We start from the raw sequence: 14,008 nt of genomic DNA, 5'->3' as shown, positions 1-14,008 counted from the left end.
ATCTATCAAAAAATATGTCAAACTTGGAGAAGGGCATTGCGAGAGCTGCCCTAGAAATTATGAAATGTATAAAAAATATGAGGTACGGAGCGGCTCGCATGGGATCAAAATCTTATTACTTCCGATACCAACATTTCGAAATACTGAAAATAATCAGCTCAATCCACATCTAATCGAGAAAGAAAATCTTGGGTTTGATCCAAAAACTTATCGCCTCCTCCAAATGGAGCGATAATCTTTACTATCTTTAGTAGCTCACCCGACTTCCAATCGTTGACACGCATCGTGGGAGCGCCGAAATCGAGCCGCCCAGCAACCTCGGATGAAACTCGTGCAAATAGCACTGCTCCGGCCGGGCGGCCTTCATGATAGAACAATCGAAACTGCCGCAGCAGGATCGGCGGCATCACGAGCCACTCCAAATCGCTGATCAGGTACTGCTTGAACTCAGCGCTCTGGCTCATCAGCCAGACGATCTCGCCCAGGATAGTGGCTACCGTTTTATCGGCTCCTGAAGGCACATCTGTAGCTTCGGATCGGACATCATTCCCGGCATCGGCAACCAAGGCAGCACCGCGTAGCAGCTCCAAATCCCGGTCGCCGTCGACCCCTCAGATGCGGAGTTGACTATCCCTGCCCGAGGCACAAAAAAGCCGCAATACAACTTTGGCGTGAGAATCGACGTTTCGGAGACCTGTTGCAGATTTGATGCAGGCATTTGTTTTTATTGTTTAATTCGGCGCAATAATCGACCCCTCATGCCCGCGGCCTCTCCTGGCTCCCACGCAGGCAAAGTGACGCCCTCGCGATGTCTCCGTTGGCGATTGCCAACGAGACTGGAGCCTGACCTGCGTCGGTTCAGGTGCCAGGTGGCCACTGCCAAATACCGCCATCGGACAGCGGCAGCATACAGGCATCCTTCCCTCGGCTCGGCGAGCCGCAAGCGGGACGGCACAGCATTGGGTTTGGTCGCCGAACGGCCAAGCCGCGGGCGGCTGGCGCTAATCAATGCCGGAATTTGATGACGGTGGTTTGGCATCGCCGAAGTAACCACTACCCAGATGCTGATCGCTAGGAGCGAGTTGTGACTGCAGTCTCCGAAACCGCACGGAATGCGAGGATCGGCGTCGGGGCTGCAAGCGGCCACCATGGAGAGCTGCTGCAAGGGGTGTTCGAAGACCGGAACGGGCAACTCCATCGCGGCCTGGTCACCCTCCCGCTCGCAAAATTGGTATCGAAGGCGACGTTCACCTGTGCGGCTACGCGCGACCTCACCGTGCGTCCGGGCGACAAGGCCAAAGCCGGCTTGGCTGCACGTAAGACGCTGCAACATCTGGACGTTGCCGAAGGAGGCTTGCTCAATATCGAGAGCAATATTCCAATCGGCCATGGTTACGGCTCCTCGACCGCAGACGTCGTCGCCGCCATTCGCGCTGTGGCAGCAGCCCACAATGTCCAGCTGCAACCCTCTCGTATCAGCCAACTGGCGGTTTCCGCCGAACGCGCCAGCGACGCCACCGCCTTCGACGGACACACCGTCCTCTTCGCGCAGCGAGAGGGTGCCGTTCTGGAGCATTTCGGCGGCTCGTTGCCACCTCTCTTATTGGTCGGCTTCAAGTCCACTAAAGGACGGCCGATCGATACGCTGCATCTGCCGCCAGCACGCTATGATAGTACCGAGATTCAGCAGTTCCGTGTCCTACGTGCACTGATCGCCTATGCGGTCCGCTACCAGGATCCGAACTGCCTTGGGCGAGCGGCGACCGCTAGCGCGCTGCTCAGCCAGCGGCATCTGCCCAAACAGTATTTGGAACGAGTCGTCGAAATCGCGGAAGGCGCCGGCGCGTGCGGCGTCCAGGTGGCGCATAGCGGCTCACTGCTCGGCATCCTCTTCGACCACGCCGGCAAAAACTTGCGACAGCGCGCGGAAAGCGTCGCGGCATCGGTGCAACGATGTGGCTTCTGCGACGTCGAATTTCACCAAATCAACGATGACGGTGCGAAATGGTAGCCTTGGACGATGACTATTTCCGCGCGCTCGAGGGCCCTCGCATGGCCGCGCTATCGCCAAACCTGATTGCGGCGGCTTTCCCGCTGATGAAGCTGATGCCGGCGCGCTATATCCTCGACCGCGCAGCAGCCGATGGCGCACTCGAACCCGGGCGGCACATCGTCGAGACGACATCCGGCACATTTGGCATGGCGCTCGCGCTGCTGGCCGCGGCGCGGGGGTATCGGCTCACGCTGGTCTCCGCCTCGAGCCTTGTGGACGCGAAGTACAGGGCGCGCCTCGATGGATTGGGCGCGCAGATGATTATCACGGAGGATCGCGCTGGCGACGGTGATCAGCCGAGGCGTCTGCAGCGGCTCGAGCACATTCGCCGCCAGGAGCCAGACTGCTTCTGGCCGAGGCAATACGACAATCTCGGGAACTCGCTCGCCTATGCGCGACTGGCCGAACAGCTCGTGCGGACGGTCGGCGAGATCGATTGTCTTGTTGGCTGTGTCGGCAGCGGCGGTTCGCTGTGCGGGACGGGAATGTTTCTGCGCGAGGTCTTTCCGCATCTCATTGTCATCGCGGTCGACACTCACCGAAGCATCCTCTTTGGACAACCTGCCGGCAAGCGGTTGTTGCGCGGTCTCGGCAACAGCATCTTGCCAGGCAATCTCCGGCATGACCTCATCGATGAAGTCCACTGGGTCGGGGCATATCCGGCATTCAGCGAGGCTCGCCGCCTGTTGCATGAGCATGGCATCTTTCAGGGCCCCACCAGCGGAGCTGCGGCCCTGGTTGGCAGGTGGGTTGCGAGCACCCGCCCCGGAGCCCGGGTCGCGGTCATCATGGCAGATGAGGGGCACCGATACGCGGAGACGGTCTTTGATGACGCGTGGCTCGGCTCGTTACCGGGCTGGCCTTGCTCGCCGCCTTCCGAGCCCCGTGATCTGACGATCATCGAGCCGGGGACCGAGGCAGACTGGACGCGGTTCGAGTGGGCAAGACGCAGCCTCGACCAGCTCGTTCACGATGTATCCGGGAATGAAGGACGCCCGCACTAATCGGGAACCGTCAACCTTGGCCCAGCCACCAGGCTGGCGCCATTGTGGCCAAGCCAATCCCAGGCTTCGCCCGTCGATCGAAAGAGCGTTTCAACTCCCGGTTGGCATGATCGATCCAGATCCTTCAACCCACTGGCGGTGGCAACTGCTACCACATGATCATCCGGGGCTATGACACCTTCTTCACGCAGTCGCGCAATCGCAAGAAGCGGTGTGACCGAGGCCAGTTCGGCGAAAATCCCCTCATCGTGGGCGAGGCGCTCCTGCATGTCCACAAGCCCGTTATTGTTCACCGGTACGGCGCGGCCGGAGGACTCGCGCAGGGCTTTCAGGGCCTGGTAGGTGCTGCGTGGCGCTCCGATCGAAACAGCCAGGCTTTCGAACGCTGGGCTGCGTTCTTCAAGCCTGTCGCGATCGGTGGCGAGCGCTTGCGCCAGCGATCCATGCACTTCGGCCGCCACCATCCTGGGCAGTCTCGAGATCGCGCCTTGCGCAAACAATTCCTGAAATCCCGTCCAGACGCCGAACAGCGCGTCGCCATAGCAGACGGGCAAAACACACCAGTCGGGGGCGACGCCGCCCGACTGCTCGACGATTTCATAAGCGATGGTCTTGTAGCCCTCGATGCCGAGGGCGTGGCTGCCAACAACGGGCGCATGATAGGGCGATGCTATGAACCAGCCATAGTGTGTCGCGGCTTCAGCAAGGAGGGTCCAACGATCCATCTTGTTGGCGAGCGGCAGAACGGTTGCACCGTATTTCCTGATCTGCGCCAGCATGGCGTTGGCCGCCCCGCCGAACGTCGCGACAACACAGCCAAGCCCAGCGCGGGCGGCGTAGGCGGCCAGCGAGGCTCCAGCATTGCCGGATGAGGCCGTCGCCACCACCGTTGAACCTTGAGCGCGCGCCACCGACACCGCAACCGTCGAGAACCTGTCCTTATGCGACCAGGTCGGGTTTCGGCCCTCGTCCTTGATGAAGAGGTTCGGAACTCCAACCGCTCGACCGATCCGGGCGGCCTCGATCAAGGGCGTTTGCCCCTCACCGAGCGATACGGCGTCGTCGAGCGAGCATGGCAGCGCATGGGCATAGCGCCACATTGATCGCGGCGCGTTTGGTGCGATCGACAGCGGATCGACGGGCGAAGCGTAGACGGGTTTGAGATTGACCGGCGCAGCCTCGCGGCAAGCCGGACAGCCCCTGGAATCGATCTCGGTGCTGGCGGAATAGGAGGCGCCGCAGCGGATGCAACTGAGCCCGATGATGTTCGCACAGCCAGGCACTGGGTGATCCTTCGGAGGCCTGTTCTCCAGCTCGGATCGATGGCTGGTTGCAGGGTCCAAGCCGCCTATTGGGAGCGCGCTAACAGGTTGGCTGGCCATCGCAATTCCTCGGTACAGGATCGTTTGGTCGCCAACCGGTTCAAACAGGCGCCTCCCTCTCTGTCAACGCGGAATGTTCACTAAAGTGTGTCGCACCATAGTGCGCGTCGCCGCACCTTTCGCGGGATGAAACTTCGCGCGGTATTTGGTCTGAACGTGCAGCGCCTCCGAAGGGAAAGAAAGCTCTCGCAGGAGCAGTTGTCTTTCGCCTCGGGGCGCACGCGGGCCTATATCAGCAGCGTCGAAGCCGGACGGCGTAACGCTACTCTGGACACGTTGGAAATCCTGGCGAAAGCGTTGGGCGTCGAACCTCAGGATCTGATCACCGCAAAAGCGCCGGAGCGACGCGCTGGACGTTCAGCCAAGCGGTCGACCTCACCTGCGACGGACTGATCTTCAGTCTCCGGTCCGCTGTATGACGGCCAAAGATCGTGAGCCGGCTTGACTCCTACATTGGACAATCGGCGTCCACGGCATTGAGGCCAATCGCAAAACACGCTTAGGTTGAAGCAGACATTGCAAGACCTGCCGAGGTCTCTCGATGAACAACGCGACCGTTTTGGAGCTTTTCGCGGCGATAACCGAGATCGACGCCGCCCATTCATCTGAACGCGCCGTCGAAATATTTCAGGGGCTTCTCCGGCGCTACGGCCTACACAGTTTCTTGATCGCCAGGTTGCCGGTCCCTCACGATAGGCAGTGGCATCGTGCGATCCTGCATGATGGATGGAGGAGTGAGTGGTTCGCTCGTTACAAGTCCGCCGGCCACTTCTTTTACGACCCTTGCGCCGCTCACTGCCGCCTCGCGGCGCAGCCATTCCTCTGGCATCAATTGCCCAGGGGCGGTTTGACGCCGCGAGGCCGTCTCGTCATGGAAGAGGCCGCTGAATTCGGTATGAAGGATGGAATTTGTGTTCCGATCCATGTCCCGCTTGCCGGCCCAGCCGTGGTGACGGCAGGCAGTGACCGCGTCGAGGTACCACCCAGCGCGATGCCTCTGATCGAAGCACTTTGCGTCCACATGTTTCGCAAAGTGGGCTTGAAGAGCAAATCGGATAACGAGGAGGGTTCGCCCTTGACGCCGCGGGAGCGCGAATTGTTGCAGTGGAGCGCGCAAGGCAAAACGACGGATGACATATCCAGTATTCTTGGGATATCGACCAACACCGTCGAGAGTCACCAACGCAACATTCGCGAAAAGCTCGACGCGATCAACGTCGCTCACGCCATCGTAAAGGCGTTGCGCAGGTACGAAATTCAGATCTAGCAATACCGGAATTCTGGCATAAATTTTCCAGCGCCGCCGACCTACCCCGTTCCTGTATCGTCGGGAGGGGTTATGGCTACAATTCACGTTGTCACCTGGAACAACAGACGGCAATACAGACGTGAACTGGAGCGGTATTTTCGTATCCGCTACGATATTTATGTCAAACGGCGGCAATGGCATGCGTTGGCGCGACCCATCAATATAGAGATGGATGCATTCGACACCGAGCATGCCGTCTATTTGCTGGCGCTCGACAGCGTCGGCAAGATCGTCGGCGGGTCGCGGCTTGTCCCGACGCTGCAGCCCCACCTGCTCGCCAATGTGTTTCCTGGGCTCGCGCCCGCCGGGCCGCCGCGAGCGCCAGACATCTTCGAATGGACACGTTTTTTCGTCAGCCCGGCGCTGCGCAGCCGCGGCAGATCGTCTCCGATTGCCGGCGTCGTCCTATGCGGCGTGCTCGAGGTTGCGCACAAACTCGGCATCCGGCAGATCAGCGTCGTATGTGAATCATTCTGGCCGAAGCGTCTGCGGGCCTTCGGGTGGAGCATTGTAGAACTGGGCGATATCCTGCAGCACCAAGACGGCGACATCGTCGCGCTGCTGATCGACGTCACACCGGAAGCGATCGCAAGCACCCGCCGAGCCTATGGCATTCGGGAGCCGGTACTCGCCGAGGCCTCGATGACGGGCTGAACCGTCGCGCGCAGCTGGGCATGCTGTCCCTGAGAGCTGGCAGAGTTACGGAGCACGGGATCGGTTTCCGGAGCCAGAGTTTCCCGGACATCGGCCATGATGTCATCTGCACGATCCGGCAGCCAGATACGCCTTCGGCCTCGATTGGCAGCACGTCAAGTCCATCCCCGGATTCCGTCAGGCTGAGCTGGAACAATGCGCGCAAGACTGATCACCGGTTTGACGGACCGGAGGAGATCAAAATGGCGGTCTCGTTGCGTGAGCTCGGTCTTGACGATGAGGCTGCCGTCGCCGGCATCGCCATCGATCCTGACAAGGAACCCTATTCCGGCGGGCCTATCGGCGACGTCTTCGATCAGCTGCGGGCCTCGCCGCCGCGCCAGATTCCTTTTGCGCTTTGCGACGGCGGCAGAGTCGTGGGCTTCATCATCGCGCGGGAAGAAGCCGCTCTGCCCGCCTGGGCGGAGAAAGGTTGCATGACGCTGAACAATCTGCGGATCGACACGCGCCTCCAGGGTCGTGGCTATGGCAAGGCGGCCATCCGCCTCGCCGCGCAATGGATCGCACGGGAACGGCCGGCCGTCACACATGTCATGTCGAGCGTGAACGTCGCCAACCTCGCCGCCCTCAACTTGAACCTGGCCTGTGGCTTGACTCCCACCGGACGCGTCGTCGAAGGGCGCATCGGTCGCCAGCGGATCATGATGGCTCTGGTCGAGCGCCTTTGCGGCGATCAGCCCGGGTCGACGTCGACGAGGAGCTTGTAAAGGCAATCGCCGGCCTCGGTCAGCATCGGAGCACGCCGACAGGCAACCATCCCGCTCTCGGTGAAGGAGACGGGCTCCGGCTCCTGCCACGGCCGATCGATGGCATGGATGACACCGGCAAGCTGGCCGGCCTGGACGTCAGCGCCCAGTTCCGCTGCCGGTTCAAACAGCCCCTTGCGCATGGCGTAGACGAAGGCCCCCCTGCCCCGAACTCGCATGAATCGCGTTGGCGAGCCAGGATCGGCGCTCGTGCCGGACAACAGGCCATAGCGTTGCAGAACGCGGCGCAGTCCTTGCTCCGCGATCGCCAGGCCGGCCCTCGACAGCGCGGCGCCACCGCCAAGTTCGGCGGTGAGCACCGGCACCCCCATCCTCTGCCCGGCGGCCGAGAATGTGGTCCTGCCGCCGCCGCCGGAGCCGTCGCTGATGGAGGTGATCGGAGCGCCGAACGAAACCGCGAGGTCGGCAAGCTCCCGTTGCTCCTTCTCGCTTCCACCGCTTCTGATCAGGGCGCATGGCACGTAGTCGCATGAGCGTCCGCCGGCGTGAAGGTCGATCGCAAGGTCCGCCATGGCGAGGAGCACGGTGACGGCGTAATGCGCGATCATGGCCGTTGGGCCGCCAACGGAATCGCCTGGAAAGGAGCGGTTGAGGTTGCCCGCGTCCAGCGGCGAGACGCGCCGGCCGGCCTCGACGGCAGGGGTGTTGAGGGCGGGCAGGATGATGATCCGGCCCCTCACATCGGCCGGATCGATTTGACGCGCCAGCGCGGCGAGCGCGATCTGCCCTTCATATTCGTCGCCATGACTGCCAGCCATGAGCAGGGCCGTGGGACCCGCTCCGTTCCGGATGCACACGATCGGGATCGGCACCACGCCATATCCCGACAAATCCGTCGAATGGGGCACGCGCAGCCAGTCGCATTGCTTCCCATCCGCCTCGAAGTCGAGCGGCGTCCAAACCTGCGTGTAACCCGTCATCGACGTCCTCTCAGTGCTTCAGGATCGTTTCCAGGAAAAGTCGTGAGCGGGGATGCCCCGACATACCGAAGAAGTCGCGGGCGGATGCGCGATCGATGATGCATCCTTGATCCATGAAGACGACCTGATCGGCGACTTCGCGGGCGAAACCCATCTCGTGGGTGACGCAGATCATGGTCATGCCGTCACCAGCCAGCGCGACCATGACGTCGAGCACCTCCTTGATCATCTCCGGATCGAGCGCCGAGGTCGGCTCGTCAAAAAGCATGATGCGCGGGCTGAGGCAGAGTGCGCGGGCAATCGCCACGCGCTGCTGCTGCCCACCGGAGAGCTGCCCGGGATAGGACATGGCCTTCTCCGGTATCCTGACCTTTTCCAAATGAGCCATGGCGATGTCTTCGGCCTCGCCGCGGCTGCGGCCCGCGACGCGCCGCAGCGCCAGGGTGCAGTTGGACAGCACCGTCAGATGTGGAAACAGATTGAAGCTCTGGAATACCATGCCGGTCAGGCGGCGCGCGGCGGCCGTCTCCCTGGCATTGATGCCAAGCGTCGTTCCGGCCAGACGCAGCGTGCCTTTTTGATAGCTCCCCAACCCGTTGATGCAGCGGATGAGGGTCGATTTGCCTGAACCCGACGGCCCGCACACCACGACGCGCGCGCCGCTTGCGACAGCAAGGTCAATGTCGTTCAGCACGTGCAGCGCGCCGAACCATTTGTTGAGGCCTTGGATATCGACGATAGCATCCAATTCCGCGCTCATGTTCCGATCCGGCTTTCGGTGAGTCATCGCGCACCGACTGCAAGCAGGCGCCGTTCGAGGCGCTTGACGCCATGGGAAATCACCAATGCGAGCACCAGGAAGATGAGACCCGCCACGACCAGCGGCTCGGTGTAGCGATAGGTTTCCGAGGCAATATCGAAGGCGCGTCCCAGCATTTCGGGAACCGCCAGCACTGCCAGATAGGGCGTCGCCTTGAGGATCGAGACGAAATAATTGCCGAGTGGGGCCACGATATTGCGCAACATCTGTGGCGCGATCACGTAGATGACCGCATCGCGCCGACTGAGGGACAGCGCCCGGGCCGCCTCCGACTGGCCTTTCGGAATGGCGTCGATCCCCGCCTTGAAGACCTCGGCCAGATAGCCGCTGTAATAGAGGCTGAGGCCCATGACGCCGACTGTCATCGAGCCGAGGCGAATGCCGTAGAATGGCAGGACGAAGTAGAGAAAATAGAGCCAGGCCAACACGGGTGTCGACCGGATGAAGTCGATCACGAAACCGGTCGTGAGGCCGGCGACGCCACCGCCGCGTCGCACCATCTCGAAGAGAAAGCCGATTGCGGCGGCACCGATGCAGCTTAAGAGCGCCACGCATAGGGTTATCCCGACCGCGCCAAGAATTGTCGGCACGCTGGACAAGGCGAAGGCCAGATCAAATCCCACCGGAGCGGCTCCCGGGTGCGGCGACACGCGCCTCCAGCCAGCGTCCGGCCAGGGCGATCGGGTAGCAAACGACAAAAAAGGCAAGGAGCAGCGCGGTGTAGATCGCGACGGGATTGTATTCGACCTGCGCGATTTCCTTGGCGCGGAACGTCATGTCGGTCAGTGTCACGAGCGAGACCAGCGCTGTCGCCTTCACCAATTGGATGAGCGTGTTCACGAAGGTCGGGCTCATCGCGATCAGCGCCTGTGGCAGCTCGATCAAGAGGAGGATCGCCGGGCGCGACAAACCGAGGGCCGCACCGGCCTCCTTCTGCCCGGTCGGAATCGCCTGCAGACCGGCCCGCACCGCCTGACTGGCGTAGCCGCCGGCATTCAAACCGAGAACCATGGCGCTCACCGTGAGGGCCGACAAGGTGATCCCGACGACAGGCAGCGCGTAATAGAAGACGAACAGCAGGATGATGACGGCGGAGCTGCGCCAGAATTCGATAACGCCGGTCACCACCAGACGGGTGATGCCCTGCGTGAGATATTGGGCGACGCCGAACACCAGCGCGAAGGGAACGGCAAAGACAAGGCCATAGGCGGTAACCGCCGCCGTTGTGCCAAGCCCTTGCAGAATGCCCAGCCAGATGTCGAAGAGGCTCATCGGCATCCCTATTGCCTCCGGTTGCAGAGGTCGGCGGTGGCGATGCCCGGCGGAACGGCTTCCTGCTCGCCGAAGCCGTATTTCTTCATGATCGAGGCGAAGGCCTGGGTGCCTTTCAGCTTGGCCAGTTGCTCGTCGTAGACGGCGCGCAGATCGACATCCTGCTTTCGGAAGGCGATCGCCGCGAAATTGGTATGTGCCTTGCCTACGTCAAATGGCGCGACGCGTTCGAGGCCGTCCGCGCCCTTGCCGGCCAGAAGACCGATGACCGTCGGCGATGCCATGAGTGCCGTGTCGATCCGGCCGGCGCGTAGCGCGGAGAGGTTGGATTCGATGTCCGGAAACAGCAGCATGCGGCTGTTGGGCACGCCGGCCGCCCCGGCGTTGGTGGTGACAACGCTGCCGCGACCGGCTCCCATGACGATGTCATCACGAGCGGCGATGTCGGCATAGCCATGGATCTTCTTTGGATTGCCAGCCAGGACGATGGCCGCGTCCGGGGCCTGGAGGTCCGGCGCACCGAAGGCGACCTGCTTGCAGCGGTCAGGGGTGATCGAAAGTCCCGATGCGACAGCATCGAAACGGCCCGCCAGGAGGCCCGGAATGAGCGCTCCGAACTCGGTCACCTGAAACTCGAGGTTCTTCACGCCGAGATCGGCGAAGGCAGCTTTGAGAATATCCGGGTGCCATCCGGTGGGTTCGCCTGTCTTCTCGTCGCGAAAGCCCCAAGGCGAGCGGTTATGGATACCGACGACGATCCTACCCTCGCGCAGGATCCGTTCCTTGGTCGTTTCGGCAAACACGCTGCTTGCGTTCGAGATCAACAGCAAGGCAGCCGCGATCCCGAACAGCCCGATCCCTTTCACAGCCCGTGCTGCCATTTCACCTCTCCTGTTGGATGACTTGACGTTGCGCCCGGCAAGGGTCAGTTCCGCCGACGTCTTCGCGGTCGCTCTTCGGAGCCGGGCATGAATCGACGATCGTCCGGCCCATCAAACGCTGGAGATCCTCCAGAGCGGACCGGACGTGCGACACTGGAAAATCCGCCAGGTCCGTATTGTCCTCCGCTTCGATCGCGATGACGGAGAGCTTCGCGGCAATTCCAGCCAGCGAGCTAGCGGGCGTCCGGGCTAGGCGCTCCAGGAGCTCTTGTTGGTGCTCGGCAGCCAGTGTCTCGGCGGTCTTTGCTTTCGAGTAGGCCCGCCTCAGGCCGTCGCGGCCCCCTGCCCTGCTCGCAGGTTTTCCGTCGACGCGCTCCGAAGAAGGCCCTCGCTCCAACAGCGCGGTCTCGAGCCGCTGCTGCTTCAAACACTGCTCGGCCGTTACGGCGTGAGCCTCGGTCCATGCCAATGACAACGCCAAGGCCGGGTCCGCCAATGTCGTGGCATGAGTTGCCTCGCAACCCGCAGAGCGAGCCACGGGCGTCGTCCAACTCTCCCGTCCACGCGTGACGAAAGGCAAAGTCGTGGTATTGTCGGAATCAGCCATGATCCGAGCTCCAGGCAGCTTGGTTTTGGTTAGGTCGGGCATGGTGTTGCAACCACCCTGCTCGACCGCACACACCTCCAAAGAAGGCAGTTGGCGCGTGTGACATTGGAAGCCTAAGAGCATGCGGGACGAAAATCAAGCCCTATGGCATCAAATGATACTTTTGGTATAAATGTCACCGGAGCACAGCTCCGTGCTGCGAGAGCTCTGCTGCAGATGGATCAAAAGTCGCTCGCGGAACTGTCGAACGTGTCGATCGCCACGATAAAGCGATTGGAGCCTACGATTGGGCCACTAAGAGCGAACAAGGTCACGATTGAAGCGCTTCGGCGCGCCCTTGAGACTGCGGGGATTGAGTTCATTGCTGAGAATGGTGGCGGCGTCGGCGTGCGCTTAGCCAAACGGTCCGATCAGACTTGAGTCAGCCCAGAACTTTCGAACCGAGACCCATGCCGGCTCGCCAAGAGCGCCTATTTCGCTTCGCGCGAGTAGAGCTCGGCGTGCTTGATATCTGTATGGCCGACGGTGTCCATGATCCCTTGGGGGAGACCTGCTCCTCCCCGCGCAACCGCTACCGCTCGAGATCACTGAGAAATAGTTTTCGGAAGTTCTCGTCATCGAGCTCCCTGCGGATGACCGCACAGGCATCGTCCCTTACGTCAGCTGGGATGGCCTCGGTCGATCCTGTGGAAGCGGCGAACCTTAGGCTGAGACGCTCGATGGCCAAGATGTGGATCCTTTGCAGCTCGGCTCTCCCGCATTCGACGGCTTGCCAATCTGGGGGTGGAATGCCCAGCTCCTCGGCCAGCTGACTCCGAGACATGCCCATCGCTTTGCGCAGGACCATGATCTCGCCAAGCGTCATGATTGCCTCCCAATTGATCCGTGCGCCGGCAACTCAACGTTGGTTAGGCATCTGCGTTCCAGAGGTTTGACGCGAGGCACGGAAACGGGCGGAGGCCTATCCGCCAGAGACGGAGTGATAGACGCGGCCGGAAACGCGGGAGCGCCGATCCTACTCTTCGGGTGTCAGAAGACACGTGTATACACGCCCCGGGGCTCTCTCGTTGAAACAGTTCGACGAGCTGGCCGGGTAAACATCGCTGCGTGCGGCGATGGCCCTGCTCGGAAGAATGGGCGCCCGGATCGTCGATGCTGACATTCCATTAGCCTTTTCTGCTGTAGCGTCCCGGAACCTGATTGCTTTGTCCCCCCGGAGCATCAGGAACCTGGGACGCGTTTCGTTCACGCAGCCCGAAGCCCCGCCCTCACAGGCGGGGTTTTCCATTTCGAGGATGCCGATGCTCAGCCTCGACCTGACCGAGTTCGGGAGAAAGGCCAAGAGCATTGGCGGCGCCCTCGACCAGGTGCCGTTTTGGCGGGCGCTCTGAACGACGCACTCTTCAAGGCCCGGGACCGCATCAGCAACAACAGCCTGCCTCACTCGGTCACGGTGCGGAACTCCAGCTTCGTCCGCGTAGCCCTGCAGGTCGAGAAGGCAACCAAGGCAAATCTGAGCGGCGCCGTCGCTGATCGCCTCGGCAAAGCCAGCCTCAGGCTCCACCCAAGGGAGGCCCGAAGATGGCACGAAGCAGGCTGGCCATCTCCAGCACACAGGCGAAGGCGCACCGCCAAGGGCGTGCCTAAGCGCCTACGCCCCAACCAAATGCCAACACGTTCCGCAAAGGAGAATGCCATCTTCCAGCGCGTAGGCTGACAGCCCAAAGGCAGCAGGGTCACGAGGGGAAGCGCAGGGACAGCAGCGGACAAGCGCCGCGTGCAGCTCTTGTAGACGCACAAGCGTGCAGCCCACGATCAGGCCGGACGTGCCTCACCGCAGACTTCCGCCGTGGTGTTGGAAGAGGTGAGGCGATCCTTCCCGAACCAGATGGCAAGGGCGGTAGCGACCAGACCTCAAAGCTTCTAGAGGGGCGATCTCATAGCGCGAGACACAGCGAGCAGCTGCTCAAGGTCCGGCCCGTTGATGGCCATATCGCCATCGTTGCCGTGAATATGCAGGTCCGGAAGCGGCTCCTCCTTGCCTGCATCGGCGATGAACCTAAGGCCATCATGCAGCGTATCGAAGTTGCGGGCGGGCGTATCCGTCCCCCAAAACTGAACCGTACAGGGCATGCTGCCATGAACGCCTAGGATCTCAGTCGCCTCTTCCGTCGTCATCGCCATGGCTCCTTGGTGCCGCTGACCCGCCCTCTCGCAACGGCGTTGGATGCGGGCGGTTCCGGATCGAGTGCGACCACCCCATTGAGCGTAACCTTGGG

At 61.8% G+C, this 14,008-nt stretch carries 16 protein-coding genes and 1 pseudogene; 6 read left to right on the top strand and 11 right to left on the bottom strand.

Features of this window, described 5'->3' with window-relative positions; all coding sequences use genetic code 11:
• Window positions 1–158: 158 nt before the first annotated feature.
• Window positions 159–590 carry a toxin-activating lysine-acyltransferase gene (locus AB6806_RS20250; RefSeq protein WP_370955369.1) on the bottom strand — a complete coding sequence of 144 codons (432 nt, stop codon included), beginning with the start codon at window positions 588–590 and terminating at the stop codon, window positions 159–161.
• Between the two features lie 494 nt (window positions 591–1,084).
• Here AB6806_RS20250 and AB6806_RS20245 point away from each other — a divergent pair, with 494 nt between their 5' ends.
• Together AB6806_RS20245 and AB6806_RS20240 are read left to right on the top strand one after the other, a co-directional pair.
• A complete protein-coding gene (locus AB6806_RS20245) occupies window positions 1,085–2,011 on the top strand; it encodes a GHMP family kinase ATP-binding protein (RefSeq protein WP_370955368.1) in 927 nt (308 codons plus the stop codon).
• Window positions 2,005–3,057, top strand: coding sequence for a PLP-dependent cysteine synthase family protein (locus AB6806_RS20240; protein ID WP_370955367.1), 1,053 nt, complete (start codon window positions 2,005–2,007; stop codon window positions 3,055–3,057). The genes AB6806_RS20245 and AB6806_RS20240 overlap by 7 nt, the downstream gene beginning before the upstream one ends.
• On the opposite strand, the gene AB6806_RS20235 is transcribed toward AB6806_RS20240, so the two are convergent.
• A complete protein-coding gene (locus AB6806_RS20235; protein ID WP_370955366.1) occupies window positions 3,054–4,340 on the bottom strand; it encodes a threonine synthase in 1,287 nt (428 codons plus the stop codon). The genes AB6806_RS20240 and AB6806_RS20235 overlap by 4 nt on opposite strands.
• A gap of 225 nt (window positions 4,341–4,565) precedes the next feature.
• On the opposite strand from AB6806_RS20235, the gene AB6806_RS20230 reads away from it, so the two are divergent.
• The 4 genes from AB6806_RS20230 (at window position 4,566) to AB6806_RS20215 (ending at window position 7,169) form a co-directional block, all read left to right on the top strand.
• Window positions 4,566–4,832, top strand: a complete 267-nt coding sequence (locus AB6806_RS20230; RefSeq protein WP_112764956.1) for a helix-turn-helix domain-containing protein — start codon at window positions 4,566–4,568, stop codon at window positions 4,830–4,832.
• Between the two features lie 148 nt (window positions 4,833–4,980).
• A complete protein-coding gene (locus AB6806_RS20225) occupies window positions 4,981–5,706 on the top strand; it encodes a LuxR family transcriptional regulator (protein ID WP_370955365.1) in 726 nt (241 codons plus the stop codon).
• A gap of 72 nt (window positions 5,707–5,778) precedes the next feature.
• Window positions 5,779–6,402 (top strand): acyl-homoserine-lactone synthase, encoded by a 624-nt coding sequence (locus tag AB6806_RS20220; RefSeq protein WP_370955364.1) that lies wholly within the window; start codon window positions 5,779–5,781, stop codon window positions 6,400–6,402.
• Between the two features lie 20 nt (window positions 6,403–6,422).
• Complete coding sequence (locus AB6806_RS20215; RefSeq protein ID WP_370955363.1) at window positions 6,423–7,169, top strand: GNAT family N-acetyltransferase; 747 nt, start codon at window positions 6,423–6,425, stop codon at window positions 7,167–7,169.
• On the opposite strand, the gene AB6806_RS20210 is transcribed toward AB6806_RS20215, so the two are convergent.
• The 9 genes and pseudogenes from AB6806_RS20210 to AB6806_RS20170 all read right to left on the bottom strand — a co-directional run bounded on the left by AB6806_RS20210 (window position 7,136) and on the right by AB6806_RS20170 (window position 13,907).
• On the bottom strand, window positions 7,136–8,041 hold the full coding sequence (locus AB6806_RS20210; RefSeq protein WP_370955362.1) for a succinylglutamate desuccinylase/aspartoacylase family protein: 906 nt from the start codon (window positions 8,039–8,041) through the stop codon (window positions 7,136–7,138). The genes AB6806_RS20215 and AB6806_RS20210 overlap by 34 nt on opposite strands.
• 118 nt (window positions 8,042–8,159) lie before the next feature.
• Complete coding sequence (locus AB6806_RS20205; RefSeq protein WP_370955361.1) at window positions 8,160–8,909, bottom strand: amino acid ABC transporter ATP-binding protein; 750 nt, start codon at window positions 8,907–8,909, stop codon at window positions 8,160–8,162.
• Between the two features lie 23 nt (window positions 8,910–8,932).
• Window positions 8,933–9,559 carry an amino acid ABC transporter permease gene (locus AB6806_RS20200; RefSeq protein ID WP_370955518.1) on the bottom strand — a complete coding sequence of 209 codons (627 nt, stop codon included), beginning with the start codon at window positions 9,557–9,559 and terminating at the stop codon, window positions 8,933–8,935.
• Window positions 9,560–9,581: 22 nt separating this feature from the next.
• Entirely contained in the window at window positions 9,582–10,241 is a 660-nt protein-coding gene (locus AB6806_RS20195; RefSeq protein WP_370955360.1) for an amino acid ABC transporter permease, read from the bottom strand.
• An 8-nt stretch (window positions 10,242–10,249) separates the two neighbouring features.
• Window positions 10,250–11,122, bottom strand: a complete 873-nt coding sequence (ehuB, locus tag AB6806_RS20190) for an ectoine/hydroxyectoine ABC transporter substrate-binding protein EhuB (RefSeq protein ID WP_370955359.1) — start codon at window positions 11,120–11,122, stop codon at window positions 10,250–10,252.
• A gap of 1 nt (window position 11,123) precedes the next feature.
• On the bottom strand, window positions 11,124–11,729 hold the full coding sequence (locus AB6806_RS20185) for a hypothetical protein (protein WP_370955358.1): 606 nt from the start codon (window positions 11,727–11,729) through the stop codon (window positions 11,124–11,126).
• 470 nt (window positions 11,730–12,199) lie between these two features.
• A pseudogene (locus AB6806_RS20180) lies at window positions 12,200–12,298 on the bottom strand (tyrosine-type recombinase/integrase); the annotation flags it as partial.
• 2 nt (window positions 12,299–12,300) lie between these two features.
• Window positions 12,301–12,594: a helix-turn-helix domain-containing protein gene (locus AB6806_RS20175; RefSeq protein ID WP_038366308.1), complete on the bottom strand. Its 294-nt coding sequence runs from the start codon at window positions 12,592–12,594 to the stop codon at window positions 12,301–12,303.
• 1,058 nt (window positions 12,595–13,652) lie between these two features.
• Window positions 13,653–13,907: a hypothetical protein gene (locus tag AB6806_RS20170; RefSeq protein ID WP_370955357.1), complete on the bottom strand. Its 255-nt coding sequence runs from the start codon at window positions 13,905–13,907 to the stop codon at window positions 13,653–13,655.
• Between the last annotated feature and the right edge of the window lie 101 nt (window positions 13,908–14,008).

Origin of the sequence: Allobosea sp. RCC_152_1, from assembly GCF_041360765.1 — a bacterium.
GTDB classification, from domain to species: domain Bacteria; phylum Pseudomonadota; class Alphaproteobacteria; order Rhizobiales; family Beijerinckiaceae; genus Allobosea; species Allobosea spartocytisi.
Note: the sequence above shows the minus strand (reverse complement) of the source record. Positions and strands in the feature narration are given on the sequence as shown.

What these genes read in the sequence shown, in the direction of transcription:
- ehuB (WP_370955359.1), bottom strand. Translation starts at nt 11,122, where the DNA reads ATGGCAGCACGGGCTGTGAAAGGGATCGGGCTGTTCGGGATCGCGGCT.
- AB6806_RS20175 (WP_038366308.1), bottom strand. Translation starts at nt 12,594, where the DNA reads ATGACGCTTGGCGAGATCATGGTCCTGCGCAAAGCGATGGGCATGTCT.
- AB6806_RS20185 (WP_370955358.1), bottom strand. Translation starts at nt 11,729, where the DNA reads ATGGCTGATTCCGACAATACCACGACTTTGCCTTTCGTCACGCGTGGA.
- AB6806_RS20225 (WP_370955365.1), top strand. Translation starts at nt 4,981, where the DNA reads ATGAACAACGCGACCGTTTTGGAGCTTTTCGCGGCGATAACCGAGATC.
- AB6806_RS20215 (WP_370955363.1), top strand. Translation starts at nt 6,423, where the DNA reads ATGCTGTCCCTGAGAGCTGGCAGAGTTACGGAGCACGGGATCGGTTTC.
- AB6806_RS20205 (WP_370955361.1), bottom strand. Translation starts at nt 8,909, where the DNA reads ATGAGCGCGGAATTGGATGCTATCGTCGATATCCAAGGCCTCAACAAA.
- AB6806_RS20195 (WP_370955360.1), bottom strand. Translation starts at nt 10,241, where the DNA reads ATGAGCCTCTTCGACATCTGGCTGGGCATTCTGCAAGGGCTTGGCACA.
- AB6806_RS20220 (WP_370955364.1), top strand. Translation starts at nt 5,779, where the DNA reads ATGGCTACAATTCACGTTGTCACCTGGAACAACAGACGGCAATACAGA.
- AB6806_RS20230 (WP_112764956.1), top strand. Translation starts at nt 4,566, where the DNA reads ATGAAACTTCGCGCGGTATTTGGTCTGAACGTGCAGCGCCTCCGAAGG.
- AB6806_RS20170 (WP_370955357.1), bottom strand. Translation starts at nt 13,907, where the DNA reads ATGACGACGGAAGAGGCGACTGAGATCCTAGGCGTTCATGGCAGCATG.
- AB6806_RS20240 (WP_370955367.1), top strand. Translation starts at nt 2,005, where the DNA reads ATGGTAGCCTTGGACGATGACTATTTCCGCGCGCTCGAGGGCCCTCGC.